Source organism: Planotetraspora silvatica (assembly GCF_016863315.1).
GTDB classification, from domain to species: Bacteria; Actinomycetota; Actinomycetes; order Streptosporangiales; family Streptosporangiaceae; genus Planotetraspora; species Planotetraspora silvatica.
This window is the reverse complement of record NZ_BOOQ01000007.1, coordinates 167683-194679: the sequence shown is the minus strand read 5'-3', so window position 1 is coordinate 194679 and position 26997 is coordinate 167683. Positions and strand designations below refer to the sequence as shown.

Genomic DNA, 26997 nt, shown 5'->3' with positions numbered 1-26997 from the left:
ATGAGAGGTGACGGGTGAGATTCGTCCTCGACGCCGAGCAGAGGTTGTTCGGCGAGACCCTGGACAAGCTGCTGACCGAGGCTGCCGTCGCCGGCGTGGCCCGCGACTGGGCCGCGGGGAGACACGGGCCCGGCCTGGCCCTGTGGCGCTCACTGGCCGCCGCCGGGGTCCTCGCGCTCGCCGTGCCCGAGTCCGCGGGCGGCGCCGGCCCGCTCCCGGTGGAGCTGGTGACCGCGTTCCACGAGCTCGGCAGGCACGGCGTGCCCGGGCCGTACGCCGAGACCGTCGCCGCCTCCGTGCTGCTCGGCCGCCTCCCCGGGGACTCGTCCTCCGCCGCGTGGCTGCCCGCGATCGCGGACGGCACGGCGGTCGTCTCGCTCGCCCTTCCTCCCGCGGTGCCGTACGCGCTGGACGCGGACGTCGCCGGTCTGGTCCTGACGGTGGACGGCGGGGAGCTCCGTGCGGCCGTGCCCGGCGAGGCACGGACCTCCCTCGACCCCGCGCGGCGGCTGTTCGCGATCACGCCGGGCGAGGTGATCGCCGAAGATGCGACGGCGGCCACCGCCGAGGGTTACGACATGGGGGCACTGATGTGCGCCGCCCAGCTCGTCGGGCTGGGACGCCGGCTCCTGGAGGTGTCGGTGGACCACGCGCGAACGCGGCGGCAGTTCGGGCGGCCGATCGGCGAGTTCCAGGCGGTCCGGCATCACCTCGCGAACGCGCTCGTGGGGCTGGAGTACGCCCGCCCGCTGGTGTACGGCGCCGCCCTCTCGTACGGCACGCCGGACTTCGCCACAGACGTGTCGGCGGCCAAGGTCTCGGCGGCCGAGGCCGCGTACACGGCGGCCAGGATCGCCCTGCAGGTGCACGGTGCGATCGGCTACACCGACGAGTACGACCCCAGCCTGCTCATCCGCAAGGCCCGCGCACTGCACTCGGCCTGGGGCTCCCCCGCCGCCCACCGGGCACGCGTGATGTCCGCCCTGGCTCACTAGGCCGCCAGGCCGCCGAGGTCGCGCAGGACGCCGGCGGCCCCGGTGACGATCCGGTCGATCAGCTCCTCGCAGGTGGGCAGGTCGTCGATGAGCGCGACCACCTGGCCGGACGCCATCACGCCCAGGTCGGGCCGGCCGTCCACCATGGCCGCCTTGAGCAGCATGGGCGTGTTGGCGGCCATGAGGACCTGCGACCAGGTCAGCTCCCTGCCCTGCCGCATCGCCAGACCGTCGCGGATCATCGCGGCCCACGACATCCCGGAGATCCGCCTGAACCGGGCGGCGCTGCGCACGGCCCGGACCAGACCGGACACCCTGCCCGACCGTTCCAGCCCGTCGACGAGCGCGGTGCGCAGGACGCGGTGCGGCATGCCGTCGACCTGCCGCGTGACGACGGTCTCCGACGTGCCGAGGTAGGCCTGCTTGACCGCGTCGGGGACCGGGCTGTCGGCGGTCAGCAGGAACCGGGTGCCCATGCCCACCCCGGCCGCGCCGTACGCCAGAGCCGCCGCCAGGCCGCGCCCGTCGAAGAATCCCCCGGCGGCGATCACCGGGATGTCCACCGCGTCGACGACCTGGGGCAACAGCAGGGTGGTGGCGACCGCACCGGTGTGGCCGCCGCCTTCGCCGCCCTGGACCATGACGGCGTCGGCTCCCCAGGCGGCGACCTTCTCGGCGTGCCGCCGGGCGCCCACGGACGGGATCACCACGACCCCGGCGTCCTTCAGCTTCGCGATCAGCTCCCGGCGCGGGGCCAGGGCGAACGAGGCGACCTGCACCCGGTTCCTGATCAGCAGGTCGACGCGGTCGCCCGCGTCCGCGGCGTCGGCGCGCAGATTCACGCCGAACGGCGCGTCCGTCCGGGATCGGACCTCCTCGATCGCGGCGGCGAGCCGGTCGAGGGTCATCGTGGCCGAGCCGAGGATGCCGAGGCCTCCGGCCTCCGCCACGGCGGAGACCAGCCGCGGCCCGGCTACCCAGCCCATCCCGGTCTGCACGACCGGGTGGCGGACGCCGGTGAGCCGCGTCAGCGGAGTGTCCAGCACCTGGGCGATCACGCCCTGACCTCCTGGTCGCGCAGGGCCTTCGGGTCGAGCACCTCGCGGATCAGCCGCAACTCCTCCTCGGCGGGCCGCCGGGTCTCCGGCACGTCGCCCTCGATGACCAACTCGAAGCCGGTCGCGGTGACGACCCGCTGGACCTCGACTCCGGGATGCACGGAGACCAGCCGCATCGACCGGTCGGGCGTGCCGAAGTCCAGCACCGCGAGGTCGGTCACCACGCGGCGCAGGCCGTGGAACCGGGAGGCGCCGGGCCCGAGTGCGGCCGCCCGATCGAAGCCGACGCCGCTCACCATGTCGACCTGGGGAACGAAGACCCGCGTCGAGTGCCGTGGGATCCAGTAGCTCGTCGGGTTGGCGATCGTGTTCCCCGGCGCGCCGCGCACGCCGAGGAGCTGCGACTTCGGCCGCGCCCAGTCGCCGATGGCCGAGATGTTGGTGTTGCCGTGCCGGTCGATCTGCGAGGCGCCCATCATCACGTGCCGCCGCCCGTTCTGCACGAGCCACAGGTGGTCGCGGAACGGCAACCATCCCTCGACCGCTCCCGCGGGGGCGCCGAACGCCACCGGCTCCGCGGTGAGCAGCGCGCCGCCGTCGGTGGTCAGCAGTCCCGGCTCGAACGTGTGCCGGGCGAGCCTGGCCCCCAGGATGGAGCAGGTGCCCATCGCCGCGGCCAGCACCTCGCCGTCGCCGCGCCACGCCTCGGCGCAGGCCACCACGCAGATCTCCGCGCGGGTCGCGGCGGACGTCCCGGACGCCGCGCTCATCGCGTCTCCCCTTCCACGCGGTCCCTCTCGTGCCATCGCCGTACGGCCTCCTGGTAGGCCGCCTCGTCACCGGACAGGAACCGGTCGGCGAACGCCGCCCACGCCTCCGGGTCGGCCGCCGACGCCGCGTAGTGCCGCTGGAACGCCTCATCGCGCTCTCCGCCCGGTCCTCGGCCGGTGAAGTGACCGCCGTCCGGCGTCTCCACGACGCCTGTGACGTGCATGCGGCTGACCAGCAGCGTCTGCGGCGGGCCGCCGAGCCCACCGGGCTCGACCATCCGCTCGCAGGACACGTAGCAGCGCGCGGCCGCCTTGGCGAACAGGTCGTCCAGGTACGGGTCGGCCCCGAGGTAGCGGCCGTTGCCCCGGGTGTCGGCCAGGTCCAGGTGCACCAGCGCCGCGTCCATCGTCAGCGCGGGCACCGCGACCAGTTCCTCCCCGTCCTCGTACGGCGAGCGGACGGTGCGCAGGCCGGGGACGACCCGCAGGACGTCGGAGCCGAGCCCCGCCCTGGTCGGCAGGAACGGCAGCCGGTGCGCCCCGGCGAGCAGGCCGAACATGAACATGCCCTCGTCGTACTCGGTGAACTCGATCGCCCCGCTCTGCCGGGCGGCCCGGAAATGCGGTTCCAGGGCGATCGAGTCGAGCGTGACGAACGGGGCGACCACCCGGCGGACCTTGCCCGCCGCGCACAGCAGGCCCACGTCCGGCCCGCCGTACGACACGACGGTCAGGTCCGTCAGGGAGGACCGGCAGATCGCCCGGACCAGGGCCATCGGCTTGCGCCGCGAGCCCCACCCGCCGATCCCGATCGTCATGCCGCTGTCCAGCGAGCCGACGATCTCCTCGATCGACATCACGGCGCCCATCACTTCGCCCCGTCCGCGACGAAGGCGTCGCGGTGCCGGTCGCCCGCGCCCGTGAGGCCGAGCTCGAACGTGAAGCCCTGCTCGAACCGATAGCTGCGCCTGACGTCGACCGGGTCGATGCCGTTCAGCGACTCCTTGGCCCGCCGGATCACCTGTGGATCCTTGGCGGCGATCTGGGCCGCCACCTCGAGCGCCGCGTCGCGGAGCCGGTCGCGCGGCACGACCTCCAGCACCGAGCCGAACGCGTGCAACTCGGCGGCCGTGACGTTGCGGCAGGTGTACACCATGGCCCGCATCAGGTGCTGGGGAACCAGCCTGGCCAGGTGGGTGGCGGCCCCGAGCGCGCCCCGCTCGACCTCGGGCAGCCCGAAGTAGGCGTCGTCGGAGGCCACCACGACGTCCGCGTTGCCGGCCAGGCCGACGCCTCCGCCGAGGCAGAACCCGTGCACGGCGGCGATCACCGGCACCTCGCACTCGTAGACCGCCGCGAACGCCTCGAAGCAGCCCCGGTTCGCGCCCACCAGCGCCTCGAAGCCGCTGCCCGCCTGCATCTCCTTGATGTCGACGCCCGCGTTGAACCCGCGGCCCTCGGCCCGCAGCACCACGACCCGGGTCCGCACGTCCCGCCCGGCCTCCCGTACGGCGGCGGCCAGGTCGAACCAGCCCCGCACGGTCAGCGCGTTCACCGGCGGCGCGTCCATCACGATCTCGACGACGCCCTCGCCGTGACTGCTGGCGGAGATTCCCATACAACCGCCTTTCGATCTAACATTTGTTAGAAAATACGCTAGCAGAGTCCCGGATGATCTCCGAGGCCACCGACCCGGCCGGCTTCGGTCCACGGAGGAGAGCACAACATGATCTGCGAGGACCGCGTCGTGATCGTGACCGGCGCCGGGCGCGGCCTCGGCCGTGCGCACGCCCTGGAGTTCGCCCGGCAGGGCGCCAAGGTCGTGGTCAACGACCTCGGCGTGAGCCTGTCCGGCGAGAGCGGCGGCGGCGGCGCGGACGGGCCCGCGCAGGCCGTGGCCGAGGAGACGGCCGAGGAGATCCGCGCGATGGGCGGCGACGCGGTCGCCGACTGCTCCGACGTCGCCGCGGACGAGGGGGCACGGCGGCTGGTCGCGACCGCGCTGGACCGCTTCGGCCGGCTCGACGTGCTCGTCAACAACGCGGGGTTCCTCCGTGACCGCATGCTGGTGAACCTCTCCGAGGAGGAGTGGGACGCGGTGATGCGCGTCCACCTCAAGGGCCACTTCCTGCCGCTGAAGCACGCCGGGCTGCATTGGCGGGCCGAGTCCAAGGCGGGCCGCCCGGTGGACGCCCGCGTGATCAACACCTCGTCGGGAGCCGGTCTGCTGGGGAGTGTCGGGCAGGGCAACTACTCGGCGGCCAAGGCGGGCATCGTGGGCCTCACGCTCGTCGCCGCGGCCGAACTCGGCCGCTACGGCGTGACCGTCAACGCCATCGCCCCCGCCGCCCGCACCCGGATGACCGAACAGGCCTTCGCGGCCACGATGGCGGCCCCCGGGATCGGCCAGTTCGACGCGATGGACCCCGGGAACGTGTCCCCGCTCGTCGTCTGGCTCGGCTCGGCCGAGTCCGCGGCCGTGACCGGGCGGGTCTTCGAGATCGAGGGCGGCCGGATCTGCGTGATGGAGGGCTTCCGCCGCGGCCCCGCCATCGACGGGGGCACCCGATGGGACGCGGCGCGTCTCGGCCCCGAGATCGCCGGACTGCTCGCCGAGGCCGCCCGGCCGGAGCCCGTCTACGGCGCCTGAACAGAAGCCTCGAGCAGGGCCAGCGCGGCCTTGTCGACCTTCCCCGCCGCGTTGCGCGGCAGTTCCGCGACGAGCACGACCTCGCGCGGCACCTTGAAACCGGCGAGCCGGCCCCGGCAGTACGCGACCAGTTCGCCGGGCACGAGGGCGACTCCTGGCCGGGCCACGACGTACGCCCGGCCGGCCTCGCCCATCCGGGCGTCGGGGACTCCGGTCACCGCGGCCTCGGCCACCCCCTCGTGGGCGGCCAGCACCTGCTCGATCTCGGCCGGGTACACGTTGAACCCGCCGACGACGAACATGTCCTTCGACCGGCCGGTGATGGTCAGGTTGCCCCGCTCGTCGAGCCGCCCGCGGTCCCCGGTCACCAGCCAGCCGTCCCTGATCGTCGCGGCGGTCGCCTCCTCGTCGTCGAGGTAGCCCACCATCACGTTGTGGCCGCGGACCAGGATCTCGCCGTCCTCCCCCACCGGAACCGGGTCCCCCTTGTCGTCGGCCACCACCACCTCCACTCCCTCGATGGGACGGCCGGACGTGGTCGCCACCGTCGTGTCGTCGTCCGTCAGGGAACAGGAGGTGGCCGTGCCGCACGACTCGGTCAGCCCGTACGCGGTGACCACCTCGGGGAAGAGCTCGGCCCGCATCCGTCTGACCAGCACGACCGGCACCACCGCGGCGCCGGTCACCGCGAGCCGCAGCGACGACAGGTCGAACCGGTCCCGCTCCGGAGCGTCGAGCATCGAGATGTAGACGGTCGGCGCCCCCGGCAGCACGGTGATCCGCTCGGCCTCGACCAGCCGCATCGTCTCGCCCGCCGCGAACACCGGCTGGAGGACCATCGTGGCGGCTCTGAGCAGGCAGGCGAAGACCCCCGCCTTGTAGCCGAAGGAGTGGAAGAACGGGTTGACGATCAGGTAGCGGTCGCCGTGGTGCAGGCCGGTCCGGTCGCTCCAGGCCAGGTAGGTGCGGACGTTCTGCCGGTGGGTGCACATGGCGCCCTTGGACCTGCCGGTGGTGCCGGAGGTGAACAGGATGTCCGCCACGTCGTCGGGGCGCACCGCCTCGGCCCGGGCGTCGGCCTCCTCGTCCGTGACCGCCTCCGCGCCCGACAGGAAGTGCTCCCAGCTCGTCGCTCCCGGCCGTTCCCCGGCGTCGTACGTCACCACGGTGGCGAGGCCGGGCAGGCCGGTCGTTCCCCCGTCCCCTTCCACCCCGAGCATGCCGAGATAGGCGTTGCCGAGGAAGCCGTCCTCCACGAAGAGCGCCCGCACGCCGCTCCGGCCGAACAGCCACCGCGCCTCCTCGCCCTTGTACCGGGTGTTGGCCGGGACCACGACGGCGCCGGCGCTCAGCGCGCCCAGCGCGGTCACGATCCACCGGATGCCGTTCGGCGCCCAGATCCCGACGCGGTCCCCCGGCTCGACACCGAGTGCGATGAACGCCTTCGCCGCCTCGCGCACCCGGCTCCGCAGCTGCGCATAGGTCAGCCGGGACGCGCCGTCCACGACGGCCTCGGCGTCAGGGAACCGTTCGGCGGCGCGCCGCAGGACGCCGGGAATCGTCAGTGCCACGTCGTCGCTCATAGGTCCCCATGGTGTCCGCGCCGGACCGGGCCGGTGGGGCGTCGTCCCGCTGGCCGGTACCTCTCCCCCGTCCCGGTACGCCCCGCCGTACCCTCCGAGAGATCCTTCTCCGCGACCCCCCATCCCAGGAGGCCCCCTTTGGACGTGACGATGGACTTCGGCAGCCAGGCGGTCCTGGTCACCGGCGGCACCAAGGGCATCGGATTCGTGATCGCGGAAAGGTTCCTCGCGGCGGGCGCGGACGTGGTGGTGGGCGGCCGCGCGGAGCCGGAGGTCCTGCCCGCCGCCGGCGGCAGGACGGCCCGCTTCGTCTCGGCCGACATCCGGGACGCCGGCGCCGCCGCCCATCTGGTGGAGCAGGCGGTCGGGCACCTCGGTCGGCTCGACGTGCTCGTCAACAACGCCGGGGGCTCGCCCTCAGCGGACGCGACGACCGTCTCGCCGCGGTTCGTCGAGAAGATCGTGGATCTCAACCTGCTCGCCCCGTTCTACGTGGCGCAGCCCGCCAACAAGGTCATGCAGGCGCAGGAGACCGGCGGCTCGATCATCAACATCGGCAGCGTCGCCGCCATCGATCCCCAGCCGGGCATGGCGGCCTACTCGGCGGCCAAGGCCGGCCTGCTCGTGCTCACCAGGGCGCTGGCGCTCGAGTGGTCGCCGAAGGTGCGGGTCAACCACATCACCACCGGCCTCATCCGGACCGAGTCCGCCGCCTGGGCGTACGGCGAGGACGGCGGCGCCGCCGTCGCGGAGCTGATCCCGATGGGCCGGATGGCGGTGCCCGCCGACGTGGCCAACACCTGCCTCTATCTGGCCAGCGACCTCGCCTCCTACGTCACCGGGGCGGACATCCCCGTGCACGGCGGGGGCGAGATCCCGGCCCGCTACGTGCTGACGCGGAACTGAGCCCGCCCGCCGGTCAGCACGGGGGTGCCGTTCACCGACGCGTCGAAGAGCGTGCCCTCCCCCGGGCCTCCCAGCTCCCACCCCCGCACGTCCAGCCGGTCGCCGGGAAAGACCGGGGAGGCGAACCTGCCCTCCAGTTCGACCAGGTCCGCCGGGTGCGCCCCCACCGCCGCGGCCAGCGGCAGCGTCACCGCGGCCAGCGTGCACAGGCCGTGCATGAACGGCCTCGGCATCCCGGCCGCCTTCGCCGCCTCCGGATCGATGTGCATGTGATGCCGGTCGCCGAGCAGGCGGTACAGCGCGGGCTGGTCCGGCCTGGTGGCGAGCCGCGACTCGTGGCCGGGCGGAGTGTCCCGCCGTCGCGGCGCGGACGGCCCCCGCTCGCCGCCGAACCCGCCGCGCCCCGGCGCGAACAGCGACCAGGTGGCGACGAAGAACTCGCTCTCCACCTCGACCTCGAAGATCGCGGCGCTGCCCTTGTCCCAGACGCGCGCGACGCGCGACGCCATCGTCAGCTCGCCCGCCGGGGGCAGCGGCCGCAGCACCCGCAGCCGCTGGGACGCGTGCATGGTGGTCCTGATGTCGAACGCGCCGAGTGAGCCGAGGGTGTCCGGAGCCCACTGCGCCTTCGTCAGCGCGAACGTGGGCAGCACACGCAGCCGCTTCTCGAAGACGAGGTCCAGGTCGGCGGGCGCGGCGCCGACCGCGAGCGCGTAGAGGATCACGTCGCGCTCGTCGTAGGCGGCCGTGTGCTTCCCGAGGTCGCGGCCGATCCACGCGTCCGCGTCCGAGCCGTCCAGGCTCACGGGGCCGCCGTCCCCGAGGCGAGCACGGCGCCCAGCCTGGCCAGATCGGCGCTGGGCCCGCCCAGAGTGCCGGAGATCTGCCGCGCCCACAGGAAATGCCGGTGCACGGGGTAGTCGACGTCCACGCCGATTCCGCCGTGGAGGTGCTGCACCCGGTGCGCCACGGTCAGCCCGGCGTCGCCCGCCCACCACTTCGCGACCAGAACCGCCGACGCGGCGTCCTCCTCGCCCGCCTCCGCGTCAAGGGCGGTGACGGCCTGCCACAGGCACACCCGCATGGCGTCGATGTCGATGTAGCAGTCGGCGAGCTGGTGCTGCACCGCCTGGAAGGTCGCCAGCGGGCGGCCGAACTGCCTGCGCCCGCTGAGGTGGGTCACGGCGTGGCGCAGCGCGCCCTGGACGACGCCGAGCTGGACCGCCGCCAGCGCGACGGCGGCGCGATGGACGGTCCGCCGGAGAGCTCCGTCGCCCGGAACGCCGACGGCCGCGGCGGGCACGGCGGTCAAAGTGAGGTTGCCGCCGCGGTCGTGACCGGTGGTCTCCACCGGATCCCAGCCGACTCCCTCCGCCTCGGCGGCGACCAGGAACAGGCCGGGCCCGGTGTCGGCTGTCGCGGAGACCAGCAGGTGGGCCGCGCCGAAGGGCGAGGGGACCGCGGCCTTCACTCCGCTCAGCCGCCAGGCGTCGCCGTCCCGTCCGGCCGCGGTGCGCGGCTCGGCCGGATCGTGCGAGCCGAACTCCTCCAGCGCCGCGGTGAGCCGGATCGAGCCGTCGGCCGCACCGGGAAGCAGGCTCTCGCGCTGCTCCGCCGTGCCGTCCTCGGCGATCGCGAGGGCGGCGACCGCGGCCGGCCACAGCGGGACGGGCGCCACGAAGCGGCCCTGCTCCTCCAGCAGGACGCACAGGGCCCCGAGACCCAGCCCGGCGCCGCCCGCCTCCTCCGGCAGCGCGATGCCCAGCAGGCCCGTACGGCCCAGCTCCGCCCACAACTCCTCGTCGAGCCCCGACGGAGTGCTCTCGACCTGGCGGACACGGTCGGTGCCCGCACGGCCGGTGAAGATCTTGTTCGCCAGTTCGCGGACCGTTTCGAGTTCGTCGTCGAGAGTGAAGTCCATCAGCGGTGACCCTCCTGCCCGGCCGGCCGGAGGACCGGTCGTGACTCGCTCATGCGCCGCGCCCCATCCTGGGGAGGCCGAGACCCTGGGTGGCGACCATGTCCCTCAGGACCTCGTTCACGCCGCCGCCGAAGGTGTTCACGATGCCCTGCCGCGACAACTGCTCGATCTGTCCGGCGAGCACGGCCCCCGGGGACCCGGGCCGGATCCGCCCGCCGACGCCGATGATCCCCGACAACGTCCGCTGCACGTCGATGTGCGTCTCCGTGCCGTAGACCTTCGCCGCGCCCGCGTCCGCGCCGGACAGGGTGCCGCGGGCGACCGCGCCGGTCATCTTCCAGTTCATCAGCCGCATCGCCTCCAGCCGTGCGTACGTGCGGGCCAGATCGCGCTGGACCCACGGCAGGTCGATGGTCCCGTTCTCCCGCGCCCAGTCCCGGACGTTCTCCCACAGCTGGATCATCCGGCCGCCGATGGCCGCCAGGCCGATCCGCTCGTGGTTGAGCTGGTGGGTGATCAGCCGCCAGCCGCCGTCGACCTCTCCGACGACGTCGCCCGCGGGCACGCGGACGCCGGAGTAATACGTGGTCGTGACGACCATGCCGCCCACGCACTGGATGGGGCTCCAGGAGAACCCGGGGGCGGCGGTGGGGACGATCAGGATGGAGATGCCCTTGTGCTTGGGCGCGTCCGGGTCGGTACGGCAGGCCAGCCACACGTAGTCGGCGGTGTTCGCGCCGCTGGTGAAGATCTTGCTGCCGTCGACGACCCACGCGTCGCCGTCCCTGACCGCGCGGGTCGTCAGCGAGGCGAGGTCGGTGCCCGCGCCCGGCTCGGTGTAGCCGATCGCGAAGACGATGTCACCGGACAGGATGCCGGGCAGATACCTCTTCTTCTGCTCGTCCGACCCGTGGCTCATCAGGGTCGGGCCGACCGTGTTCACGGTGACGAACGGGAAGGGCAGCCCGGCCCGCTGGACCTCGTCGAAGAACACGTACTGTTCCTCCACCGACCGGCCCTGCCCGCCGTACTCGACGGGCCACCCGATGCCGAGCCAGCCGTCGGCGCCGAGCCGTCTGACCACCTCGCGGAAACGGTCGCCGCCCACGCCCTCCTCACCCGTCCGGCGTCGCTCGCCCTCGGGCAGGAGGCCCGCGAAGTACTCCCGCAACTCCGTGCGCAGCCGTCGTTGCGCGGTGGTCTCGCGCAGATCCATGTTCCGCTCTCCTCCTTGGTCCCGCTCGTCTCGCTGGGTGGCGGAGCAGGGCCGACGTTAGTCAGCGGGGACCGCCGCGGACCCGCGAGTCCCGCTGACCGGGAGAGGCCGAGGTCAGCCGAAGAAGGCCTGCCCTCCGTCCAGCGGCACGGTGGCGCCGGTCAGGTACCGCAGGTCCGGGCCGACGAGAGCGACGACGGCCCGGCCGATGTCCTGCTCGCAGTCCCCGATGTAACCGAGCGGGATCGTCCGGCGGAACTCCTCCGCCTCCTCCGGATTGGTCTCCGTCCACCACTTCAGGCCCGGGGACAACGCGTGCGGGGCGATGGAGTTGGCGCGGATGCCGTCGGGGCCCCATTCGGCCGCGGCCGTCCGCGTCAGCGAGCGGAGCGCCTGCTTGGCCGCGGCGTAGGCGCCGTACGTGGTGGGGTCCCACCGGACCATCGCGGAGGTGACGAGGTTGACGATGCTGCCGCCGCCGCGCCGCTTCATGTGAGGGTGGCACGCCTTCATGAAGGCGAACGCGGCGAAGGGGCCGCTGCGGAAACCCTTCTGGAAGGCGGCGTCGCTCATCGACAGCAGCGTGCCGTACGAGCCGGAGTAGGCGTTGTTGACGAGGATGTCCACTCCGCCGAACCGCGCCGCCACCTCGTCGACCACCGAGGGGACGGTGTCGGTGACGCCGACGTCGCAGAGGAAGGGCTCGGCCGTCGCGCCGCGCTCGCGGACGAGCCCGCAGGTCGTCTCGAGCTTGGCCATGGTGCGCCCGACGACCGCGACGGACGCGCCCTCGGAGGCGAGGGCGAGCGCGATGCCCTGGCCGACCCCCTGACCTGCGCCGGTGACGATGGCGACTTTCCCGTCGAGACTTCCCATGCGTGCTCCCCGCTCAGCCGTGTGCCCGACCGCAATAGTGGTGTCGCCCGCCCGCTGCCGGAAGGGCCGTCCCGGTGACCGGGAGACGACCCTCGGCAGGCACGCGCCCGGCGGTCACAATGAGCGCCCGAGAGAGAGGGCGCAGATGGGGACGTCGACAGATCCGAGAACCGCGGCGATGGCGATCGTGACCCGCCTCACCGGCCCCGGGGGCGAGTTCGAACTCGCCGAGGAGGAGGTCCTCGGCTCCCGGATGCCGGTCTTCAGGAACCGCCGCCGCAACCTCGGAGAGGTCCTCGCCGACTCGGTCCGGTTCGGCGACCGCGACTACATCGTGACGGCGGACGAGCGGATGAGCTACGCCGAGCACGCGCGCCAGGTCGCGTCGTTCGCCGAGGCGCTGCGTGAGGAGTACGGCGTGCGTCCCGGCGACAGGATCGCCGTCGCCGCGGCGAACCGGCCCGGCTGGATCGTGTCGTTCTGGGCGGCCGTCGCCGTGGGCGCCGTCACGGTCGGCTACAACGCGTGGTGGTCGCGCCGCGAGTTCGAGTACGCCCTGGGCCACACGACGCCGAAACTGGTCGTGGCGGACGCCAAGCGGGCCGTCCTCGTCGGCCCGGGCACACCGGTGGTGCGCATGGAGGACATCCCCCTGCTGGCCGGGCGGTACCCCGACGCGCCCCCGGCCCCGCACGCCGCCGCCGAGGACGACCCGGCGGTCATCGTCTACACCAGCGGCACCTCCGGCCGGCCGAAGGGCGCGGTGCACTCCCACCGGAACCTCACGTCGGTCATCGAGTACCACCGCATGAACGACGCGATGACCCGCGCGTTCGGCGACCCCACCGACCCGGCGGACCGGCGCTACCTGATGGCGCTGCCGTTGTTCCACATCGCGAGCTTGCACAACCTCGTGGTGCCGCGCCTCGCGACCGGCTCCACGATCGTCATGCACCAGGGCGCCTTCGACGTCGACAGGGTGCTGCGGCTGGTCGAGCGGGAGCGGGTCACCAACTGGGGGGCCGTGCCCACGATGGCGCACCGGCTGCTCGAGCACGGCGACCTGTCGGACTACGACCTGTCCTCGCTGACCGCCTTCTCGCTGGCGTCCGCACCGTCCTCACCGTCGTTCAAGGAACGGCTGCGCGCCGGCTTCCCCGTGGCCCGTCAGTCGCTGGTCGACAGCTACGGCCTGACCGAGTCGGCCACCGCGATCTCCGTGGCGTCGCCGACGGACCTGGCGGAGGCGCCGGGAACGCTCGGCCGGCCCGTCGCGACGGTGCGGATGGAGGTCCGCGATCCGGAGGGCGTGCCGGTGCCCGAGGGCGTCGAGGGGGAGATCTGCGCGCGCAGCCCGTTCAACATGCTCGGCTACTGGCAGGACCCGGAGGCCACCGCGCGGACGATCCGCGAGGACCGCTGGCTCCACACCGGTGACATCGGCATGATCGAAGGCGGCCGCCTGCGCCTCACCACCCGCCGTTCCGACCTGATCCTGCGTGGCGGGGAGAACGTCTACCCCGCCGAGGTGGAGAGCGTGCTGTGGGAGCATCCGGGCGTCGTCGAGTGCGCCGTCATCGGCGCCCCCCACCCCGATCTGGGCCAGGAGGTCGTGGCCGTGGTCGTCACCGGCGCCGAGCGCCCGGTGAGCGAGGACGAGCTACGCGCGTACGCCGGAGAGCACCTCGCCTACTTCAAGGTGCCGTCCCGCTGGCGGATCACGACCGACGCCCTGCCGCGCAACGCCACCGGCAAGGTGATCCGCCGCGACGTCGGGCTGTCCCTCGGCATCGCGGACGGCTGAGCCCGTCACTCATGAGCACCCGACAGAGCAGGAGTGTGCAGAGATGAGCCCGAAGACCAGCCTGGACGGCAGGACCGCCGTCGTCACCGGCGCCGGCGCGGGCCTGGGCCGCAGCGAGGCGCTCGCCCTCGCGGGCCAGGGCGCGAACGTCGTGGTCAACGACGTGGGATCGGCCGCCGACGACGTCGTGGCCGAGATCAAGGCCCTCGGCGGGCAGGCCGTCGCGGTGACCGGCGACGTCGGCGACTGGTCCATGGGCGACCGGCTGGTCCAGGCGGCGGTGGACACGTTCGGCGCCCTCGACATCGTGGTGAACAACGCGGGCGTCCTCCGCGACAAGATGGTGTTCAACCTGAGCGAGTCGGACTGGGACGACGTCATCCGCGTCCACCTCAAGGGCCACGCCGCGGTGTCCCGTGCGGCGGCCGCGCACTGGCGGGCGGCCTCCAAGGCCGCGGGCGGGCCGATCTACGGCCGCGTCGTCAACACCGCCTCAGAGGCGTTCCTCTTCGGCTCGGCCGGCCAGCCGAACTACTCGGCCGCCAAGGCGGGCATCACCGCGCTCACCCTGTCGACCGCACAGGGACTGGCGAGGTACGGCGTGCGGGCCAACGCGATCTGCCCCCGGGCCCGCACCGCCATGACGGCGGGCGTGTTCGGCGACGCCCCCGCGGACGGCGGGCTGGACATCCTCGCCCCGGAGCGGGTCGCCACCTTCGTGAGCTATCTCGCCTCCCCGGCCTCCGAGGAGATCACCGGCCAGGTGTTCGTCGTGTACGGCGACATGGTCGCGCTGCTGGCCGCTCCGACGGTCGAGCAGAAGTTCACCGCGGCCGACGGCGTGTTCTCCGTCGGCGAGTTCGACGCGCTGCTCACGCCGTACTTCACGGGGCGCGACCCGCACCGCGGCTACGCGGCCCACAGCGTGGCCCGGCTCGACACCACCGGGACGCAGCGCACCTGAGTCACCCGGAGCCGAGTTACCGGAGCCAGAGCTACCCGGAGTTCGAGCGCGGGGCGAGCAGAAGCCGGCAGGCGGTCCGGATGTCGCTCTCCGTGTCGGGGATCGACATCCGGCCGTTGAGGCTCGACTGCAGCACGCCGTACCAGCACTGCATGAGCAACCGGATCAGCGTGACGTCGAGGGCGGTGGGGTCGTCGATCCCGAGCGTCCGCACGATGATCTCGCTGAAGGTGCCGTCGATCCGCCCGGCGTCGGCCACCGCGGCGGCGTTCGCCGCGTTCGCGGACTGGAGCATCGCGACCGCGAGCCTGGGCCGGCGCAGCAACTGCCTGCTGGCCAGCACCAGCACGTCGGCGACCGCGTCCTCCGGGCTCGTGCCCGGCTCGGCGCGCGGGATGGTCTCGTTGAACCGGTCGATCTGCTCGGCGAGCACGGCCGTGAACAGATGGGTCTTCGAAGGGAAGTACCGGTACAACGTCGCGATCGCGACGCCGGCGGCCTTGGCCACCTCGTGCATCTGCATGCGCTCGAGGCCCTTGTCGGCCCCGATCCGCGCGGCGGCCCGGAGGATGCGCAGGTGCCGGGCCCGCTGCTCCGGGGAGCTGGGTTCCGCCGGCGCCCTGACCTCGGCGATTCTCGGCACGGTCCCCCCTGGTCGGTTCTGTCGGAACGACCATACACACCGCCACCGGCGGTGAGGCGAGCCGTTCGTACCGGTGAGTGGGACGCACCTGTCCACAGGGTGAGCGCCGCCCCGCGGCCGCGGCCCGTCGTCCCGCCCGTCAGACGAGGTTGTCCTCGACCGTCAGGCCGAACTCGCCCCTGCCGTACATCGCGAGGGCCCGCTCGACGTCGTTGGCCACATGCACGCTGCCCGCGTGGGCGTCCCGCCAGGCCCGCTCGATGGGGTTGCCGCGTCTGAGCGAATTCCCTCCCGCGGTCTTGAAGAGGATGTCGATCGCCTCAAGCGCCCGCTCGGTCGCGCGGACCTGGTCCCTGCGGACACGCAGGCGCAACTCCATCGGGATCCGCTCGCCCCGGACGGCGTGCTCGTACACCTCGCGCACGTTGCGGTCGGTCTGCAGGATCGCCGCGTCGATCTCCGAGGCGGCCCGGGCCACCGCGACCTGGGCGAACTGGTCCTCGGCGAACCGGCCGCCGCCCAGGCTCAGCCGTACCCGGTCGCGCATCGCCGTGACGTAGGACCGGTAGCAGCCGGCCGCCATGCCGATCACCGGGGCGGTGATCGCGGTCGTGAACACGCTTCCGAACGGCATCCGGTAGAGCGGCCCGCCGTTAACCTTCTGACCGGGACCGCGGAGCTGGGCCTGCTCGTAGTTGCGCGTCGTGCGGTGCTCGGGCACGAACGCCCGCTCCACGATCACGTCGTTGCTCGCCGTGCCGCGCAGGCCGATGACGTCCCACACGTCCTCGATCACGTAGTCCGACCGGGGGACGAGCACGGTCATGAAGTCCACCGGCCTGCCCTGGGCGCCCACGACCAGGCCGCCGACAAGCACCCACGATGCGTGCTCGCAGCCGGAGGAGAACCGCCACCTGCCGGTGAGCTCATAGCCGCCCTCGACCGGGGTCAGCCGCCCGACGGGGGCGTACGACGAGGCCACGAGCGCGTCCTGGTCCTCGCCCCAGACCTCGTCCTGCGCGGCCTCGTCGAACAGGCCGAGCTGCCACGGATGCACGCCGAGCACGCTCGCCACCCACCCGGTCGATCCGCAGACCCCGGAGATCTCCCTGACGACCTCGAAGAACCACACCGGGTCGCTCTCGGCGCCGCCGTACCTCTTGGGCTGCAACATCCGGAAGACCCCGGCCTGGACCAGCGCCTGGATCGTCTCCGCGGGAACCCCCCGATCCTCGTCCGTGGCGCGGGCACGCTCCGCGATCACGGGCAGCAGCGTGCGGACCGCCTCCAGGACCTCGTTGCTCATGTGTCGCTCTCCATGTCGCGTTCGTCCGGGTCTCTGCGTCCATGATGGTGCGTCGCGCCGATGAGCGCATGTCAGGGCCATCCCGGCCAATGGGACTGACGGCCGGGCGGCCGGATCCGAATTGGCATGCTGGGAGGACGTGCGTCCTTGAAGGGATGGGTCAACGTGACTGCAGTCGAGGCCTCGACCACCGGCATCCGCAGCATCGAAGCGGAAGCGGTGCCCACGCGATTCGCCAGAGGCTGGCACTGCCTCGGCCTGTCCGGGCAGTTCAAGGATGGCAGGCCCCACACCGTCAACGCGTTCGGCCAGAAGCTCGTGGTCTTCCAGAGCGGCGACGGCGGCCTCAACGTGCTGGACGCCTACTGCAGGCACATGGGCGCCGACCTCTCCAAGGGCACGATCAAGGGCGACGAGCTCGCCTGCCCGTTCCACGACTGGCGCTGGGGCGGCGACGGCCGCTGCAAGAAGATCCCCTACGCCCGTCGCGTCCCCCTGCGCGCCCGCACCGCCGCGTGGATCACGATGGAGCAGGACGGCCTCCTGTTCGTCTGGAACGACCCGGAGGGCAACCCGCCTCCGCCGGAGGTGGCGATCCCCCGCATCGAGGGGGCCACGCGCGACGACTGGACCGACTGGGTCTGGCAGGAGATCGTGGTCGAGACGAACTGCCGCGAGGTCATGGACAACGTGGTGGACATGGCGCACTTCTTCTACGTGCACTACTCGTTCCCCACGTACTTCAAGAACATCTTCGAGGGCCATGTGGCGACCCAGATCATGAACGGCCTGAGCCGCCCGGACGCCCGCCCGCCGGGCAAGGGCCCGCGGATGCTCGGCAACTCCTCGGTGGCGTCCTACCACGGGCCGTCCTTCATGATCGACGACCTGACCTACCACTACGACGACATGGACCTCAAGTCCGTGCTGATCAACGCGCACTACCCGATCGACGGGAACTCGTTCATGCTGCACTCGGGCATCATCGTGCAGCACAGCGACAAGCTCCCCCGGGAGGGGGCCGAGGCCATGGCCCAGAAGCTGGGGGACTTCATCCTCAAGGGCTTCGACCAGGACGTCCAGATCTGGAAGCACAAGACCCGCATCGACAACCCCCTGCTGTGCGAGGAGGACGGGCCGGTCTACCAGCTCCGCCGCTGGTACGAGCAGTTCTACGTCGACGTGGCCGACGTCAGGCCGGAGATGGTGGAGCGCTTCGAGTTCGAGCTCGACACCACCCGCCCGGTCGAGGCGTGGAAGCAGGAGGTCGAGGCGAACCTCGCCCGCAGGGCCGCGGCGGGCCGGCAGGCATGACGATCCGCGCCGACAACCGGCTGCTCGACGGCGCGCCCATGCAGCCGCTGGACTGCCACCAGTGCGGCGCGGAGGTCGAGGTGCGAAAGGCGAGCTGGCACCAGACCAGCGTCCAGTGGAGCGCGCAGGCGCTCAGGGCCTGCCTCGAACGGCGCGCCGCCCGCTCCGGCGACGGCGGCGGGCCGGACCACGGTCTCTTCCCGGGCTGTACGGCACTGCGCGAGTCGATCGTCCGGGCGGCACTCGACGGCGCCCTCGCCGTACCCGAGGACTGACCGGACTCACCGGCCGGCACACCGGTGCCGGCCGAGACTCTGTGGATCAGCTGTGGGAGCCGCCGTCGACGCGGATCTCGACGCCGTTGAGATAGGCGCCGTCCGCGGAGGCCGCGAAGGCGATCGTCCCCGCGACGTTCTCGGGGCGGCCGGGCCTGCCCCACAGGGGATAGGTGCGGGCGTACCACGAGGTGTCGATGCCCGCGTAGGTCTCCTTGTTCGCCGTCAGAGGTGTGGCGATGCCACCGGGTGAGACGGGCACGACGCGGATCCGCCGCTCCGACAGCTCCGCGGCCAGGCTGATCGAGAACGACAACAGGGCGCCCTTGGAGGCCGCGTAGCCGGTCATCCACGGGTGGGCCTTGGTCGCCGCCGTCGAGGTCACGTTCACGACCACCCCGGTGCGGTCCGGCACGTGCGGCAGCACCTCCCGGCAGAGCAGGACCGGCGCGAACACGTTGATCGCGAAGATCTCCCTGTAGTCGTCGAGCCGCAGCGAGTCCATCGGCGTGACCCGGAGGACCCCCGCCACATTGACCAGCACGTCGACCCGTCCGAGTGCGGCGACGGCCGCGGCGGCGGCCGAGACCACCGCCTCCTCCTCCGCCAGGTCGGCCACATGGGCGACGAACCGGCCGGTGTCGCCGGCGAGCCCACAGGTCTCGGCGAGCCCGGCGGCGTCCCGGTCCACGGCGAAGACCGTCGCCCCCTCGGAGAGCAGTCGCACGACGGTCGCCCTGCCGATGCCGGACCCGGCGCCGGTCAGCAGGACGTTCCTGTCCTCGAAACGGTTCATCCGTCCTCCATGTCCATGGCCGCGCCCGCGGCACTGGGTCATCGGCCGCGCCTCCGGCACGGCGGGTCGGGCTCCCGTGGTCATTCGCCTGCGGCGGCGCGGCCGGCCCTGCGGCCGAAGAACGTGCCGTCGCCGAGCGACGTCCCGCTGATGTAGCCCTCGCCGTGGATTCCGGCACCGGCCCGGCCCGCGGCGTACAGGCCGGGAATCGGCCGCCCCGAGTGGTTGAGCACGGCGCCGTCCACGGTGGTGTGCAGCCCGCCGAGCGTGAAGCCGGCGACGCCGGTCCCCTTGCCCGCGCCCTCGGCGTCGCCCGGGGCGAAGCCCTCCTGCGGATCGACGGCGGCGAGCGGCGGCCGCAGTGGCCGCAGCCACCTCTGGTCCTTGTGGAAGTAGGGGTCGCTCGCCCGCTCCGCGTGCCGGTTGTACACGGCGAGGGTGGCCTCCAGCGCTCCTACCGGCATGCCGAGCGACTCCTCCAGCTCGGCGACCGTCTCCGCGACGAACCGCGGGCGTACACCCCACAGGTCCTCGGGCGGGATCTCCTCGTAGCCCTTCTCGTCGATGATCGCCCAGTAGGGGCCCGGCTGGTGCCGTACGGCGGCCACGCTGAACAGGCCCGGATAGACGTCCTCGTTGATGAACCTCTGGCCGAGCGCGTTGACGAGCATGCCGCGCACGAGGATCGCGGGCAGCGCCGTCAGGGCGATCTCCACGACCGACATGCGCCGGGTGGCCGCGCCGAGCGCCGTCGCCATCCGGATGCCGCCGCCGTCGTCGAGGCCGTCGCTGACCTTGCCGTGGCCGAGCAGCACGGGGGCGTGGTCGGCCAGCATCTCCTCGTTGTCGACGAAGCCGCCGGTCGTGAGGATCACCGCCCGGCGCGCGCGATAGGTCAGCGTCTCGCCGTATCTGCGCGCCACGACTCCGGCCACCCGGCCGTCGCCGTCCACGATCAGATTGGCGGCGCGGGTGTCGGCGTGGCAGGCCGCGCCCGCGGCCTTCGCGGCCTCGGCCAGCTTCTCCATGAGCAGCCAGCCGCCGAACGCCTCGGTCGCCGGCCGATGGCCGCGCGGAACCGGCCGGGCGATCGTGTTGTACGGCCAGGCGTTCTCGCCCAGCCACATCAGGCCGTCGGTCGTCAGGGGCATCCAGGTCGGGGCGTCGTGCAACGTCTCGTTGAAGGTGAGACCCCGGCCGCGGAACCATTCGAAGTGCTCGACGCTCTCGTCGCAGTACAGCCGCAGCTTCTCCTCGTCGGCGTGCGGGCCGAGCGCCGCCTTGAGGAAGGCGAACATGTTGTCCGGATCGTCGTCGAAGCCGCACGCCCGCTGCACCGCGGTGCCGCCCCCGAGATAGAGCTCTCCCCCGGACTGCGCCGAGGAGCCGCCGGGCCCGCCCGCGCGCTCCAGCACGAGCACGTCGGCGCCCGCCGTCGCGGCCTCGAAGGCGGCGGCCGCGCCGGCGCATCCGAAGCCGACGACGAGCACGTCGCATTCATGGTCGAAGGCGGTGATCGAATCGGCGGGCACGGGCTCGACCGGCGGCACGGCGCCCATGCTCATGCCCGGGGCCCCGACCCCGGCCCGGGCCCGAAGGCGGCCAGGGGTTCTGAGCCTGACCAGTCGTGGCCCCAGTAGCTGTCGGCGCTGATCTCCTCGGCCGTGTAGTACGTCTCGTCGACGAGCATGCCGTCGGTGCCGTACTCGATGTCCCAGCCGCCCGGGGCGCGGACGTAGAAGGAGACCATCTTGTCGTTGGTGTGGCGGCCCAGGGTCGAGGAGATGGAGAAGCCGAGCTTGTTCACCCTGTCCAGTGCCCGGCCGACCGCGTCCAGGCTGTCGACCTCGACCATGAGGTGCACCACGCCCGGGTCCCCGGAATGTCCCGCCGGGGCGATCGCGAGGCTGTGGTGCCGCTGGTTGACGCCCATGAAGCGAAGCCGCCTGAACGGCGGCCTGGCCCGGCCCAGCTTCATCGCTCCGCGCGGCAGGAAGCCGAGGACCTCGGTGTAGAAGGAGACGGTCTCCTCCATCGTCGTGGTGGGCAGCACCACGTGGCCCATCCCCTGCGGTCCGGTCACGAACCGCTGCCCCCTGCCGGTGAGCACGGGGCTGTGGTCGAGCACGGGGCCGAAGTAGACCTCGATCGGATGACCGCCGGGATCGGTGAACGCGATCACCTGCTCCACCGCGCGGTCGATGGACTCCTGTTCGGAGAGCACCTTGACCGGCGTGCCGTACGCCTCGACGGCGCGGCCGACGGCGGCGAGGGCGAACTGGTCGCGGACCTCCCACCCGATGGCGAGCACCCGGTCGGAGTCGCCGGGGACCACGATGAGCCGTGCCTGCCGCTCGTCCATCCGGAGGTACAGGGCGTCCGGCTCAGACCCGGAGCCCTCGGCGAAGCCGAGCCCGTCGATCACGAGCTCGCGCCAGCGCCCGATGTCACGCGTCTGGACCTTGAGATAGCCCAGTCCTCGGATCTGTGTCACCCTGTCCACCCATCTGCCGGTGCCGAGCTCGCTGCACCCACGCTCGGGCCTGGCCTGAGCGAGCGGCCGTCGTCCACCCCAAAGTGACAGACAGGGCGTGCCGCCGCCTGGGGGCTCCCGCTGAGTGAGAGTCCCCGTCTACGGCGACCTTCGGAGGGGGCTCACCACCACCGCGCTCTCGGCATCGCCCCGGCCGTACAAGGCTCAGATCACACCCTGGCTGCGAGCGGGCAGCCCCTCCCGTTCCGCGATCGGACCCCAGAGGTCGACGAACGCGGCCTTGGCCGTGGTGGCGCTCTTGGACGCCGCGTTCCCTGCGTTGTAGTCCGCGTCTCCCACGGTCGCCCCGGAGCAGCCGTTGGCCTGGTACTTCTGCGCCCATTTCAGGTACGCGTCGTCGGCCCGCTGCGAGTTCAGAAGCGCGGTCACGAGTTGCCGCTTCAGCTCGTCGCCGCCTTCTATCGCGCCGACTTTCAGCTTCTTCGCCTGCTGGACCTGTTCGGCCCGCTGGTCGGCGGCCTGCTGGATCGCCGCGATGCCCTGCTCGGCCTTCGCGCAGGGCGGCCGCATCATGTTGAGCCCCTGCTGGAGCTTGCCCCGGCTGGGCTTGCTCGCATCGAGGACCTTGTCGATCGCCACGGCCTGCACGTGCGCGGCCTTCTTCACAGCGGCGGCCTTCGCACTGGAGGACGGGGAAGCGGTGGGCTTCGCCGAACTGCTGCCACCTGCCTTGTCACCCTGAAACGCGTAGATCACGAAAGCGACCCCGACGCCGATCACGGCGGCGACGCCGATGGCTGCCAACGTCTTCCACAGGGGTTCGGAAGCCGCATCCTGCCGCTCGGCTTCCATCCCGGCCGGGCCGAACGAGTCAGGCCCGGAGTAGGCAGGGCCGAAGCCACCCTGCCCGAAGCCGTCCTGACCGAAGCCACCCTGCCCGAAGCCGTCCTGACCGAATCCGCCCTGCCCGAACCCGTCCTGACCGAAGCCACCCTGAGGAGGGAACCCACCCGGACCCTGAGCAGGGAATCCGCCCGGGCCGCCCTGAGCAGGGCCGAACGCTCCCGGACCCCCTGGACCGGGACCCATCGGAGGCTGACCCATCGGCGGCCGCCCACCCGGCGGCGGGCCCATCGGCGGCCGGCCCATCGGGGCCGGGCCCGCCGGACGCTGATCGAACGCGCTCGGCCCCGGACCGAACGCCATGGTGTCGCGTAACGCCGTCAGATCGCGAACCCACCACTGCCAGTTCGCCGGGGGCTCCGGCCAGCCCGGGCCGGGCCCGGTCCAGTTCGGAGTCGGGATCCAGTCTCTGGGGGGAACCGGCCAGCCGGGCGGGGGGTTGAACCGCCACTCGGCACCTGGCTGTGGAGGGATGTTCAAAGCCGCTCACCTAACGGGCAACATTGTTGACCTTTGGGAGTTTAGTCCTATCAACCCCGTCCAAATGATCGGCAGGAGCGCCCTCGGCCTCAGATCATCGAGCGCATCGGGCCTTGAGGCGGCTCGATGCCGAGTTGGGTCAGCGCCGAGACGTGGAAGACCGAGCCCGGCACGTGGATGGCGTGCGTCAGGCCCACGTGCGCGTCACGCCAGAAGCGCTGAATCGGGTTGTCGACACGCATGGCGTTCCCGCCGGACCGGTTGACGATCTCGTCGACCGCCCGGACCGCCCGCCAGGCCGCCTGGACCTGGGTGCGCCGGCTCACCGCCCGCTCGTCGAAGGTGACCTCGCGGCCCGCCGCGACGAGGTCGTACATCCGCGAGGCGTTGTCGAGGAGCGCCGACCGCGCGGCCGCGATGTCCGCCGCGGCCTCGCTGATGGCGTAGAGCACGTACGGATCGTCCTTGATCTTGGTGCCGGTGATCTGCACCCGCCCCTTCTGATAGGCCAGGTGGTGGGCGAGGGCGCCTTCGGCCATCCCGATCACGGAGGCGGTGATGCCGAGGGGGAACGCGACGGAGAACGGCAGGTGGTAGGTCGGGTTGGTCAGCCCCGCCTCCCTGGCCGCGCTGCCGTCCACCACCTTCGAGAACGGGATGACCCGGTAGCCGGGGACGAACGCGTCCCTGACGACGACGTCCTTGCTGCCGGTGCCCCGCAGGCCGACCACGTTCCACGAGTCTTCGACGATCTCGTAGTCGGACCGCGGGAGGATCAGGTGCAGCGGCTCCGGCGGCTTGGCCATCTTGCCCTCCTCGTCGCCGAGCATGCCGCCGAGGAAGATCCAGTCGCAGTGGTCGGTGCCGGAGGAGAACTGCCAGCGGCCGTTGAAGACGTAGCCGCCGTCGACCGGCCGGGCGACGCCCATCGGCGCGTACGGCGAGGCGATCCAGGTGTCCTGGTTCTCCCCCCAGATCTCCTCCTGGACCTTCGGGTCGGCGTAGGCCATCTCCCAGGGGTGCACGCCGACGACCCCGGCGACCCAGCCGGTCGACCCGTCCAGACTGGCGATCTTCATGACGGTCTCGGCGAACTCGCGCGGATGGAACTCGAAGCCGCCGTGGATCTTCGGCTGGAGCATCCGGATGACGCCGGCCTCGCGCAGCACCTTGGCGGCCTGGTCGTCCAGCCTGCACAGCGTCTCGTTCGCGGAACCGAGCGCGCTGATCTCCTCGGCCCTCTGGGTGATCGCTTCGAGTACCGGGTTGCCCATGGCTTTTCTCACTTCTTCGCCGCGAGGGCGACTGCGATTTCGATGAGCTGGTCTTCCTGGCCGCCGACGAGCTTGCGGCGCCCGGCCTCGAGCAGGATCTCGGCGCCGGGCACGCCGTACTTCTTCGCCTGGCGGTCGGCGTGCTTGAGGAAACTGGAGTAGACGCCGGTGTAGCCCATGGTGAGCGCCATCCGGTCGAGCAGGCACTCGCCGTCCATGATCGGGCGGACGACGTCCTCGGCGGCATCAATGATCTTGATGGTGTCGATGCCGGTGCGGATGCCGAGCCTCTCGACGGCGGCGGCGAACGCCTCGACCGGCGTGTTGCCCGCCCCGGCGCCGAACCGGCGGGTCGAGCCGTCGATCTGGAGGGCGCCCGCCCGGACCGCGAGGATCGAGTTGGCGACGCCGAGGCCGAGGTTCTCGTGGCCGTGGAAGCCGACCTGGGCGTCGGACCCGAGCTCGGCCACGAGCGCGGCGACCCGGTCGGAGGTCTGTTCCATGATCAGGGCGCCCGCCGAGTCGACGACGTACACGCACTCGCAGCCCGCGTCCGCCATGATCCGCGCCTGCCGGGCGAGGACCTCGGGCGGCCGGCTGTGCGCCATCATCAGGAACCCGACCGTCTCCAGGCCCAGCTCCCTGGCCAGCCCGAAGTGCTGGATCGAGATGTCCGCCTCGGTGCAGTGCGTGGCGATCCTGCAGATGCTCGCGCCGTTGTCGGCGGCCTCCCGGATGTCGTCCTGGATCCCGAGACCGGGCAACATGAGGAACGCGATCTTCGCCCGAGTCGCGGTCGCGACGGCGGCCTTGATCAGCTCCTGCTCGGGGGTGTGGCTGAAGCCGTAGTTGAACGACGATCCGCCGAGCCCGTCGCCGTGCGTCACCTCGATCACCGGCACGCCCGCGTCGTCGAGCGCGGCGACGACGGAGCGGACGTGCTCGACGGTGAACTGGTGTTGCTTGGCGTGGGAGCCGTCGCGCAGCGACGAGTCGGTGACCCGGATGTCCAGGTCGGCGCTGTAGGGCATGGATGATCTCCCGGTGGGCTAGGAGCGCTCGGAGAGGGCGCGCCGCGCGAGTCCCTCGCCGACCTTGGTGGCGGCGGCGGTCATGATGTCGAGGTTGCCGGAGTAGGGCGGCAGGAAGTCCCCCGCGCCCTCGACCTCGAGGAACACGGCGACCCTGGCGAGGCCGCCGCTCACGGGCGTGGGGTCGTCGAACTGCGGCTCCGCGCGCAACCGGTAGCCGGGCACGTACGACGCCACGGCCCCGACGACGTCCCTGATCGACGCGGCGATCGCGTCCCTGTCGGCGTCGGCGGGGATCGCGCAGAAGACGGTGTCCTGCATGAGCATCGGCGGCTCGGCCGGGTTGAGGATGATGATCGCCTTGCCTCTCCCCGCGCCGCCGATCGTCTCGATGCCCCGGCCGGTGGTTCGGGTGAACTCGTCGATGTTGGCGCGGGTCCCCGGGCCGGCCGACGGGGAGGCGACGCTGGCGACGATCTCGGCGTAGGACACCTCGGTGACCCGCGAGACCGCGTGGACGACGGGGATCGTCGCCTGCCCGCCGCAGGTGATCAGGCTGACGTTCGGCGCGTCGAGGTGGGCGCCGAGGTTGACCGCGGGCACCACCGCGGGCCCGACGGCGGCGGGCGTCAGGTCCACGGCCCGGATGCCGAGGGCCTCGTACCTGGGCGCGTTCGCCTTGTGCACGTACGCCGAGGTCGCCTCGAAGACGATGTCGGGCCGTTCCTCCTGGGCGAGCAGCCACTCGACGCCCTCGGCGGAGGCGATCAGGCCCGCGGAGTCCGCCCGTTTCAGCCCGGGGCTGTCCGCCTCGACGCCGATCATCCAGCGCGGCTCGATCAGCTCGGAGCGCAGCAGCTTGTACATCAGGTCGGTCCCGATGTTGCCCGAGCCGACGATCGCGGCGGTCGCCTTGGTCACTGCTGTCTCACCCTCATTCGAATCGAGCGGTCACGGACCCGAGCCCGGCGAACTCGGCGCGGAAGACGTCGCCGGGGCGCACGTCGACGGCCCTGGTGCAGGAGCCGGGGAGGATGACGTGCCCGGCCTCGAGTTCGACCCCGAAGGCGGCCACCTTCCTGGCCAGCCAGGCCACGGCGGTGGTGGGGTTCCCGAGGACGGCGCTGGTGTTGCCCCGGGTGATCTCCGTGCCGTCCTGGTAGAGCACGGCCTCGACGTCCGCGGGGTCCAGGCCGGCCGGGCTCACTCTGGCGGCGCCGAGCAGCACGCCGGCCGAGGACGCGTTGTCGGCGATGGTGTCGGCCAGTCCGATGCGCCAGTCCTTGACGCGGCTATCGATCAGCTCGAGGCTCGGCACGACGTACTCGGTGGCGGCGAGCACGTCCTCCTCCGTGCATCCCTCGCCCGGGAGGCTCGCCCCCAGCACATACCCGATCTCGACCTCGATCCGGGGGTGGCAGTACCTGCCGGCCTCGACGGGAACGTCCTCCGACAACACCATCGTGTCGAGCAGGTGGCCGTAGTCGGGCTCGTCGACGCCCATCATCCGCTGCATCACCAGGGAGGACAGCCCCACCTTGTGCCCGTAGACCCGGGCCCCGCCGGCGAGGCGGCGGCGGATGTTGATGAGCTGGATCTCGTAGGCGTCCACCACGTCGATTCCCGGGTAGGTGCCGGTCAGCGGCTCGATCGGCACCCGGTCCCGCTCCGCCGTCCACAGCCGTCCGGCCACCGACGCCCGCTGCGCCCCGTCCAGCATCCAGTCCTCCTGCGATCG

The 26997-nt window shown here is 72.2% G+C and carries 26 protein-coding genes; 7 read left to right on the top strand and 19 right to left on the bottom strand.

Features of this window, described 5'->3' with window-relative positions; all coding sequences use genetic code 11:
- Positions 1 to 14 precede the first annotated feature (14 nt).
- Complete coding sequence (locus tag Psi02_RS07385; protein WP_203972695.1) at positions 15 to 995, top strand: acyl-CoA dehydrogenase family protein; 981 nt, start codon at positions 15 to 17, stop codon at positions 993 to 995.
- Here the strand turns inward: Psi02_RS07385 and Psi02_RS07380 are convergent.
- The 4 genes from Psi02_RS07380 to Psi02_RS07365 are packed head-to-tail and all read right to left on the bottom strand — an operon-like array spanning position 992 to position 4441.
- Complete coding sequence (locus Psi02_RS07380) at positions 992 to 2050, bottom strand: NAD(P)H-dependent flavin oxidoreductase (protein ID WP_239094689.1); 1059 nt, start codon at positions 2048 to 2050, stop codon at positions 992 to 994. The two genes, Psi02_RS07385 and Psi02_RS07380, sit on opposite strands and share 4 nt — an antisense overlap.
- Complete coding sequence (locus Psi02_RS07375) at positions 2050 to 2823, bottom strand: CoA-transferase subunit beta (protein WP_203972694.1); 774 nt, start codon at positions 2821 to 2823, stop codon at positions 2050 to 2052. Before Psi02_RS07375 ends, Psi02_RS07380 begins: the two co-directional genes overlap by 1 nt.
- Positions 2820 to 3692 (bottom strand): CoA transferase subunit A, encoded by an 873-nt coding sequence (locus Psi02_RS07370; RefSeq protein WP_203972693.1) that lies wholly within the window; start codon positions 3690 to 3692, stop codon positions 2820 to 2822. Before Psi02_RS07370 ends, Psi02_RS07375 begins: the two co-directional genes overlap by 4 nt.
- Positions 3692 to 4441, bottom strand: coding sequence for an enoyl-CoA hydratase family protein (locus Psi02_RS07365; protein WP_203972692.1), 750 nt, complete (start codon positions 4439 to 4441; stop codon positions 3692 to 3694). Before Psi02_RS07365 ends, Psi02_RS07370 begins: the two co-directional genes overlap by 1 nt.
- A gap of 108 nt (positions 4442 to 4549) precedes the next feature.
- Between Psi02_RS07365 and Psi02_RS07360 the strand changes: the two genes are divergently transcribed.
- On the top strand, positions 4550 to 5473 hold the full coding sequence (locus Psi02_RS07360; protein WP_203972691.1) for an SDR family oxidoreductase: 924 nt from the start codon (positions 4550 to 4552) through the stop codon (positions 5471 to 5473).
- Here Psi02_RS07360 and Psi02_RS07355 read toward each other — a convergent pair.
- Positions 5461 to 7056 (bottom strand): FadD3 family acyl-CoA ligase, encoded by a 1596-nt coding sequence (locus tag Psi02_RS07355; protein WP_203972690.1) that lies wholly within the window; start codon positions 7054 to 7056, stop codon positions 5461 to 5463. The genes Psi02_RS07360 and Psi02_RS07355 overlap by 13 nt on opposite strands.
- A gap of 144 nt (positions 7057 to 7200) precedes the next feature.
- On the opposite strand from Psi02_RS07355, the gene Psi02_RS07350 reads away from it, so the two are divergent.
- Entirely contained in the window at positions 7201 to 7962 is a 762-nt protein-coding gene (locus tag Psi02_RS07350; protein WP_308442212.1) for an SDR family oxidoreductase, read from the top strand.
- Here the strand turns inward: Psi02_RS07350 and Psi02_RS07345 are convergent.
- From Psi02_RS07345 to Psi02_RS07330, 4 genes are all read right to left on the bottom strand, one after another.
- Positions 7941 to 8768 carry a MaoC/PaaZ C-terminal domain-containing protein gene (locus Psi02_RS07345; RefSeq protein WP_239094681.1) on the bottom strand — a complete coding sequence of 276 codons (828 nt, stop codon included), beginning with the start codon at positions 8766 to 8768 and terminating at the stop codon, positions 7941 to 7943. The genes Psi02_RS07350 and Psi02_RS07345 overlap by 22 nt on opposite strands.
- Positions 8765 to 9883: an acyl-CoA dehydrogenase family protein gene (locus tag Psi02_RS07340; RefSeq protein ID WP_203972689.1), complete on the bottom strand. Its 1119-nt coding sequence runs from the start codon at positions 9881 to 9883 to the stop codon at positions 8765 to 8767. Before Psi02_RS07340 ends, Psi02_RS07345 begins: the two co-directional genes overlap by 4 nt.
- A gap of 49 nt (positions 9884 to 9932) precedes the next feature.
- Entirely contained in the window at positions 9933 to 11099 is a 1167-nt protein-coding gene (locus Psi02_RS07335; RefSeq protein WP_203972688.1) for an acyl-CoA dehydrogenase family protein, read from the bottom strand.
- Between the two features lie 114 nt (positions 11100 to 11213).
- A complete protein-coding gene (locus Psi02_RS07330; RefSeq protein WP_203972687.1) occupies positions 11214 to 11975 on the bottom strand; it encodes an SDR family NAD(P)-dependent oxidoreductase in 762 nt (253 codons plus the stop codon).
- A 145-nt stretch (positions 11976 to 12120) separates the two neighbouring features.
- Here Psi02_RS07330 and casG point away from each other — a divergent pair, with 145 nt between their 5' ends.
- Both casG and Psi02_RS07320 read left to right on the top strand, forming a co-directional pair.
- On the top strand, positions 12121 to 13779 hold the full coding sequence (casG, locus tag Psi02_RS07325) for a steroid-24-oyl-CoA synthetase (protein ID WP_203972686.1): 1659 nt from the start codon (positions 12121 to 12123) through the stop codon (positions 13777 to 13779).
- Positions 13780 to 13822: 43 nt separating this feature from the next.
- Positions 13823 to 14743 carry a 3-oxoacyl-ACP reductase gene (locus Psi02_RS07320; protein WP_203972685.1) on the top strand — a complete coding sequence of 307 codons (921 nt, stop codon included), beginning with the start codon at positions 13823 to 13825 and terminating at the stop codon, positions 14741 to 14743.
- Between the two features lie 31 nt (positions 14744 to 14774).
- Here Psi02_RS07320 and Psi02_RS07315 read toward each other — a convergent pair whose 3' ends face one another.
- Positions 14775 to 15386 (bottom strand): TetR/AcrR family transcriptional regulator, encoded by a 612-nt coding sequence (locus Psi02_RS07315; RefSeq protein ID WP_203972684.1) that lies wholly within the window; start codon positions 15384 to 15386, stop codon positions 14775 to 14777.
- Between the two features lie 139 nt (positions 15387 to 15525).
- On the bottom strand, positions 15526 to 16692 hold the full coding sequence (gene hsaA, locus Psi02_RS07310; protein WP_203953172.1) for a 3-hydroxy-9,10-secoandrosta-1,3,5(10)-triene-9,17-dione monooxygenase oxygenase subunit: 1167 nt from the start codon (positions 16690 to 16692) through the stop codon (positions 15526 to 15528).
- Between the two features lie 165 nt (positions 16693 to 16857).
- Here hsaA and Psi02_RS07305 point away from each other — a divergent pair, with 165 nt between their 5' ends.
- Positions 16858 to 18006: a 3-ketosteroid-9-alpha-monooxygenase, oxygenase component gene (locus tag Psi02_RS07305; protein WP_239094679.1), complete on the top strand. Its 1149-nt coding sequence runs from the start codon at positions 16858 to 16860 to the stop codon at positions 18004 to 18006.
- Complete coding sequence (locus Psi02_RS07300) at positions 18003 to 18281, top strand: ferredoxin (RefSeq protein ID WP_203972682.1); 279 nt, start codon at positions 18003 to 18005, stop codon at positions 18279 to 18281. The genes Psi02_RS07305 and Psi02_RS07300 overlap by 4 nt, the downstream gene beginning before the upstream one ends.
- A gap of 46 nt (positions 18282 to 18327) precedes the next feature.
- Here Psi02_RS07300 and Psi02_RS07295 read toward each other — a convergent pair whose 3' ends face one another.
- From Psi02_RS07295 to Psi02_RS07260, 8 genes are all read right to left on the bottom strand, one after another.
- Positions 18328 to 19077: an SDR family NAD(P)-dependent oxidoreductase gene (locus Psi02_RS07295; RefSeq protein ID WP_203972681.1), complete on the bottom strand. Its 750-nt coding sequence runs from the start codon at positions 19075 to 19077 to the stop codon at positions 18328 to 18330.
- A gap of 80 nt (positions 19078 to 19157) precedes the next feature.
- Entirely contained in the window at positions 19158 to 20642 is a 1485-nt protein-coding gene (locus Psi02_RS07290) for an FAD-dependent oxidoreductase (protein ID WP_239094678.1), read from the bottom strand.
- Positions 20639 to 21571: a VOC family protein gene (locus tag Psi02_RS07285; protein ID WP_203972680.1), complete on the bottom strand. Its 933-nt coding sequence runs from the start codon at positions 21569 to 21571 to the stop codon at positions 20639 to 20641. The genes Psi02_RS07290 and Psi02_RS07285 overlap by 4 nt, the downstream gene beginning before the upstream one ends.
- 204 nt (positions 21572 to 21775) lie before the next feature.
- Positions 21776 to 22954: a hypothetical protein gene (locus tag Psi02_RS07280; protein ID WP_203972679.1), complete on the bottom strand. Its 1179-nt coding sequence runs from the start codon at positions 22952 to 22954 to the stop codon at positions 21776 to 21778.
- A gap of 89 nt (positions 22955 to 23043) precedes the next feature.
- A complete protein-coding gene (locus Psi02_RS07275; RefSeq protein WP_203972678.1) occupies positions 23044 to 24228 on the bottom strand; it encodes an acyl-CoA dehydrogenase family protein in 1185 nt (394 codons plus the stop codon).
- A gap of 8 nt (positions 24229 to 24236) precedes the next feature.
- Positions 24237 to 25259, bottom strand: a complete 1023-nt coding sequence (gene dmpG / locus Psi02_RS07270) for a 4-hydroxy-2-oxovalerate aldolase (protein ID WP_203972677.1) — start codon at positions 25257 to 25259, stop codon at positions 24237 to 24239.
- Between the two features lie 18 nt (positions 25260 to 25277).
- Positions 25278 to 26180, bottom strand: coding sequence for an acetaldehyde dehydrogenase (acetylating) (locus tag Psi02_RS07265; protein ID WP_203972676.1), 903 nt, complete (start codon positions 26178 to 26180; stop codon positions 25278 to 25280).
- Positions 26181 to 26193: 13 nt separating this feature from the next.
- Complete coding sequence (locus tag Psi02_RS07260; protein WP_203972675.1) at positions 26194 to 26979, bottom strand: 2-keto-4-pentenoate hydratase; 786 nt, start codon at positions 26977 to 26979, stop codon at positions 26194 to 26196.
- Positions 26980 to 26997: the final 18 nt, after the last annotated feature.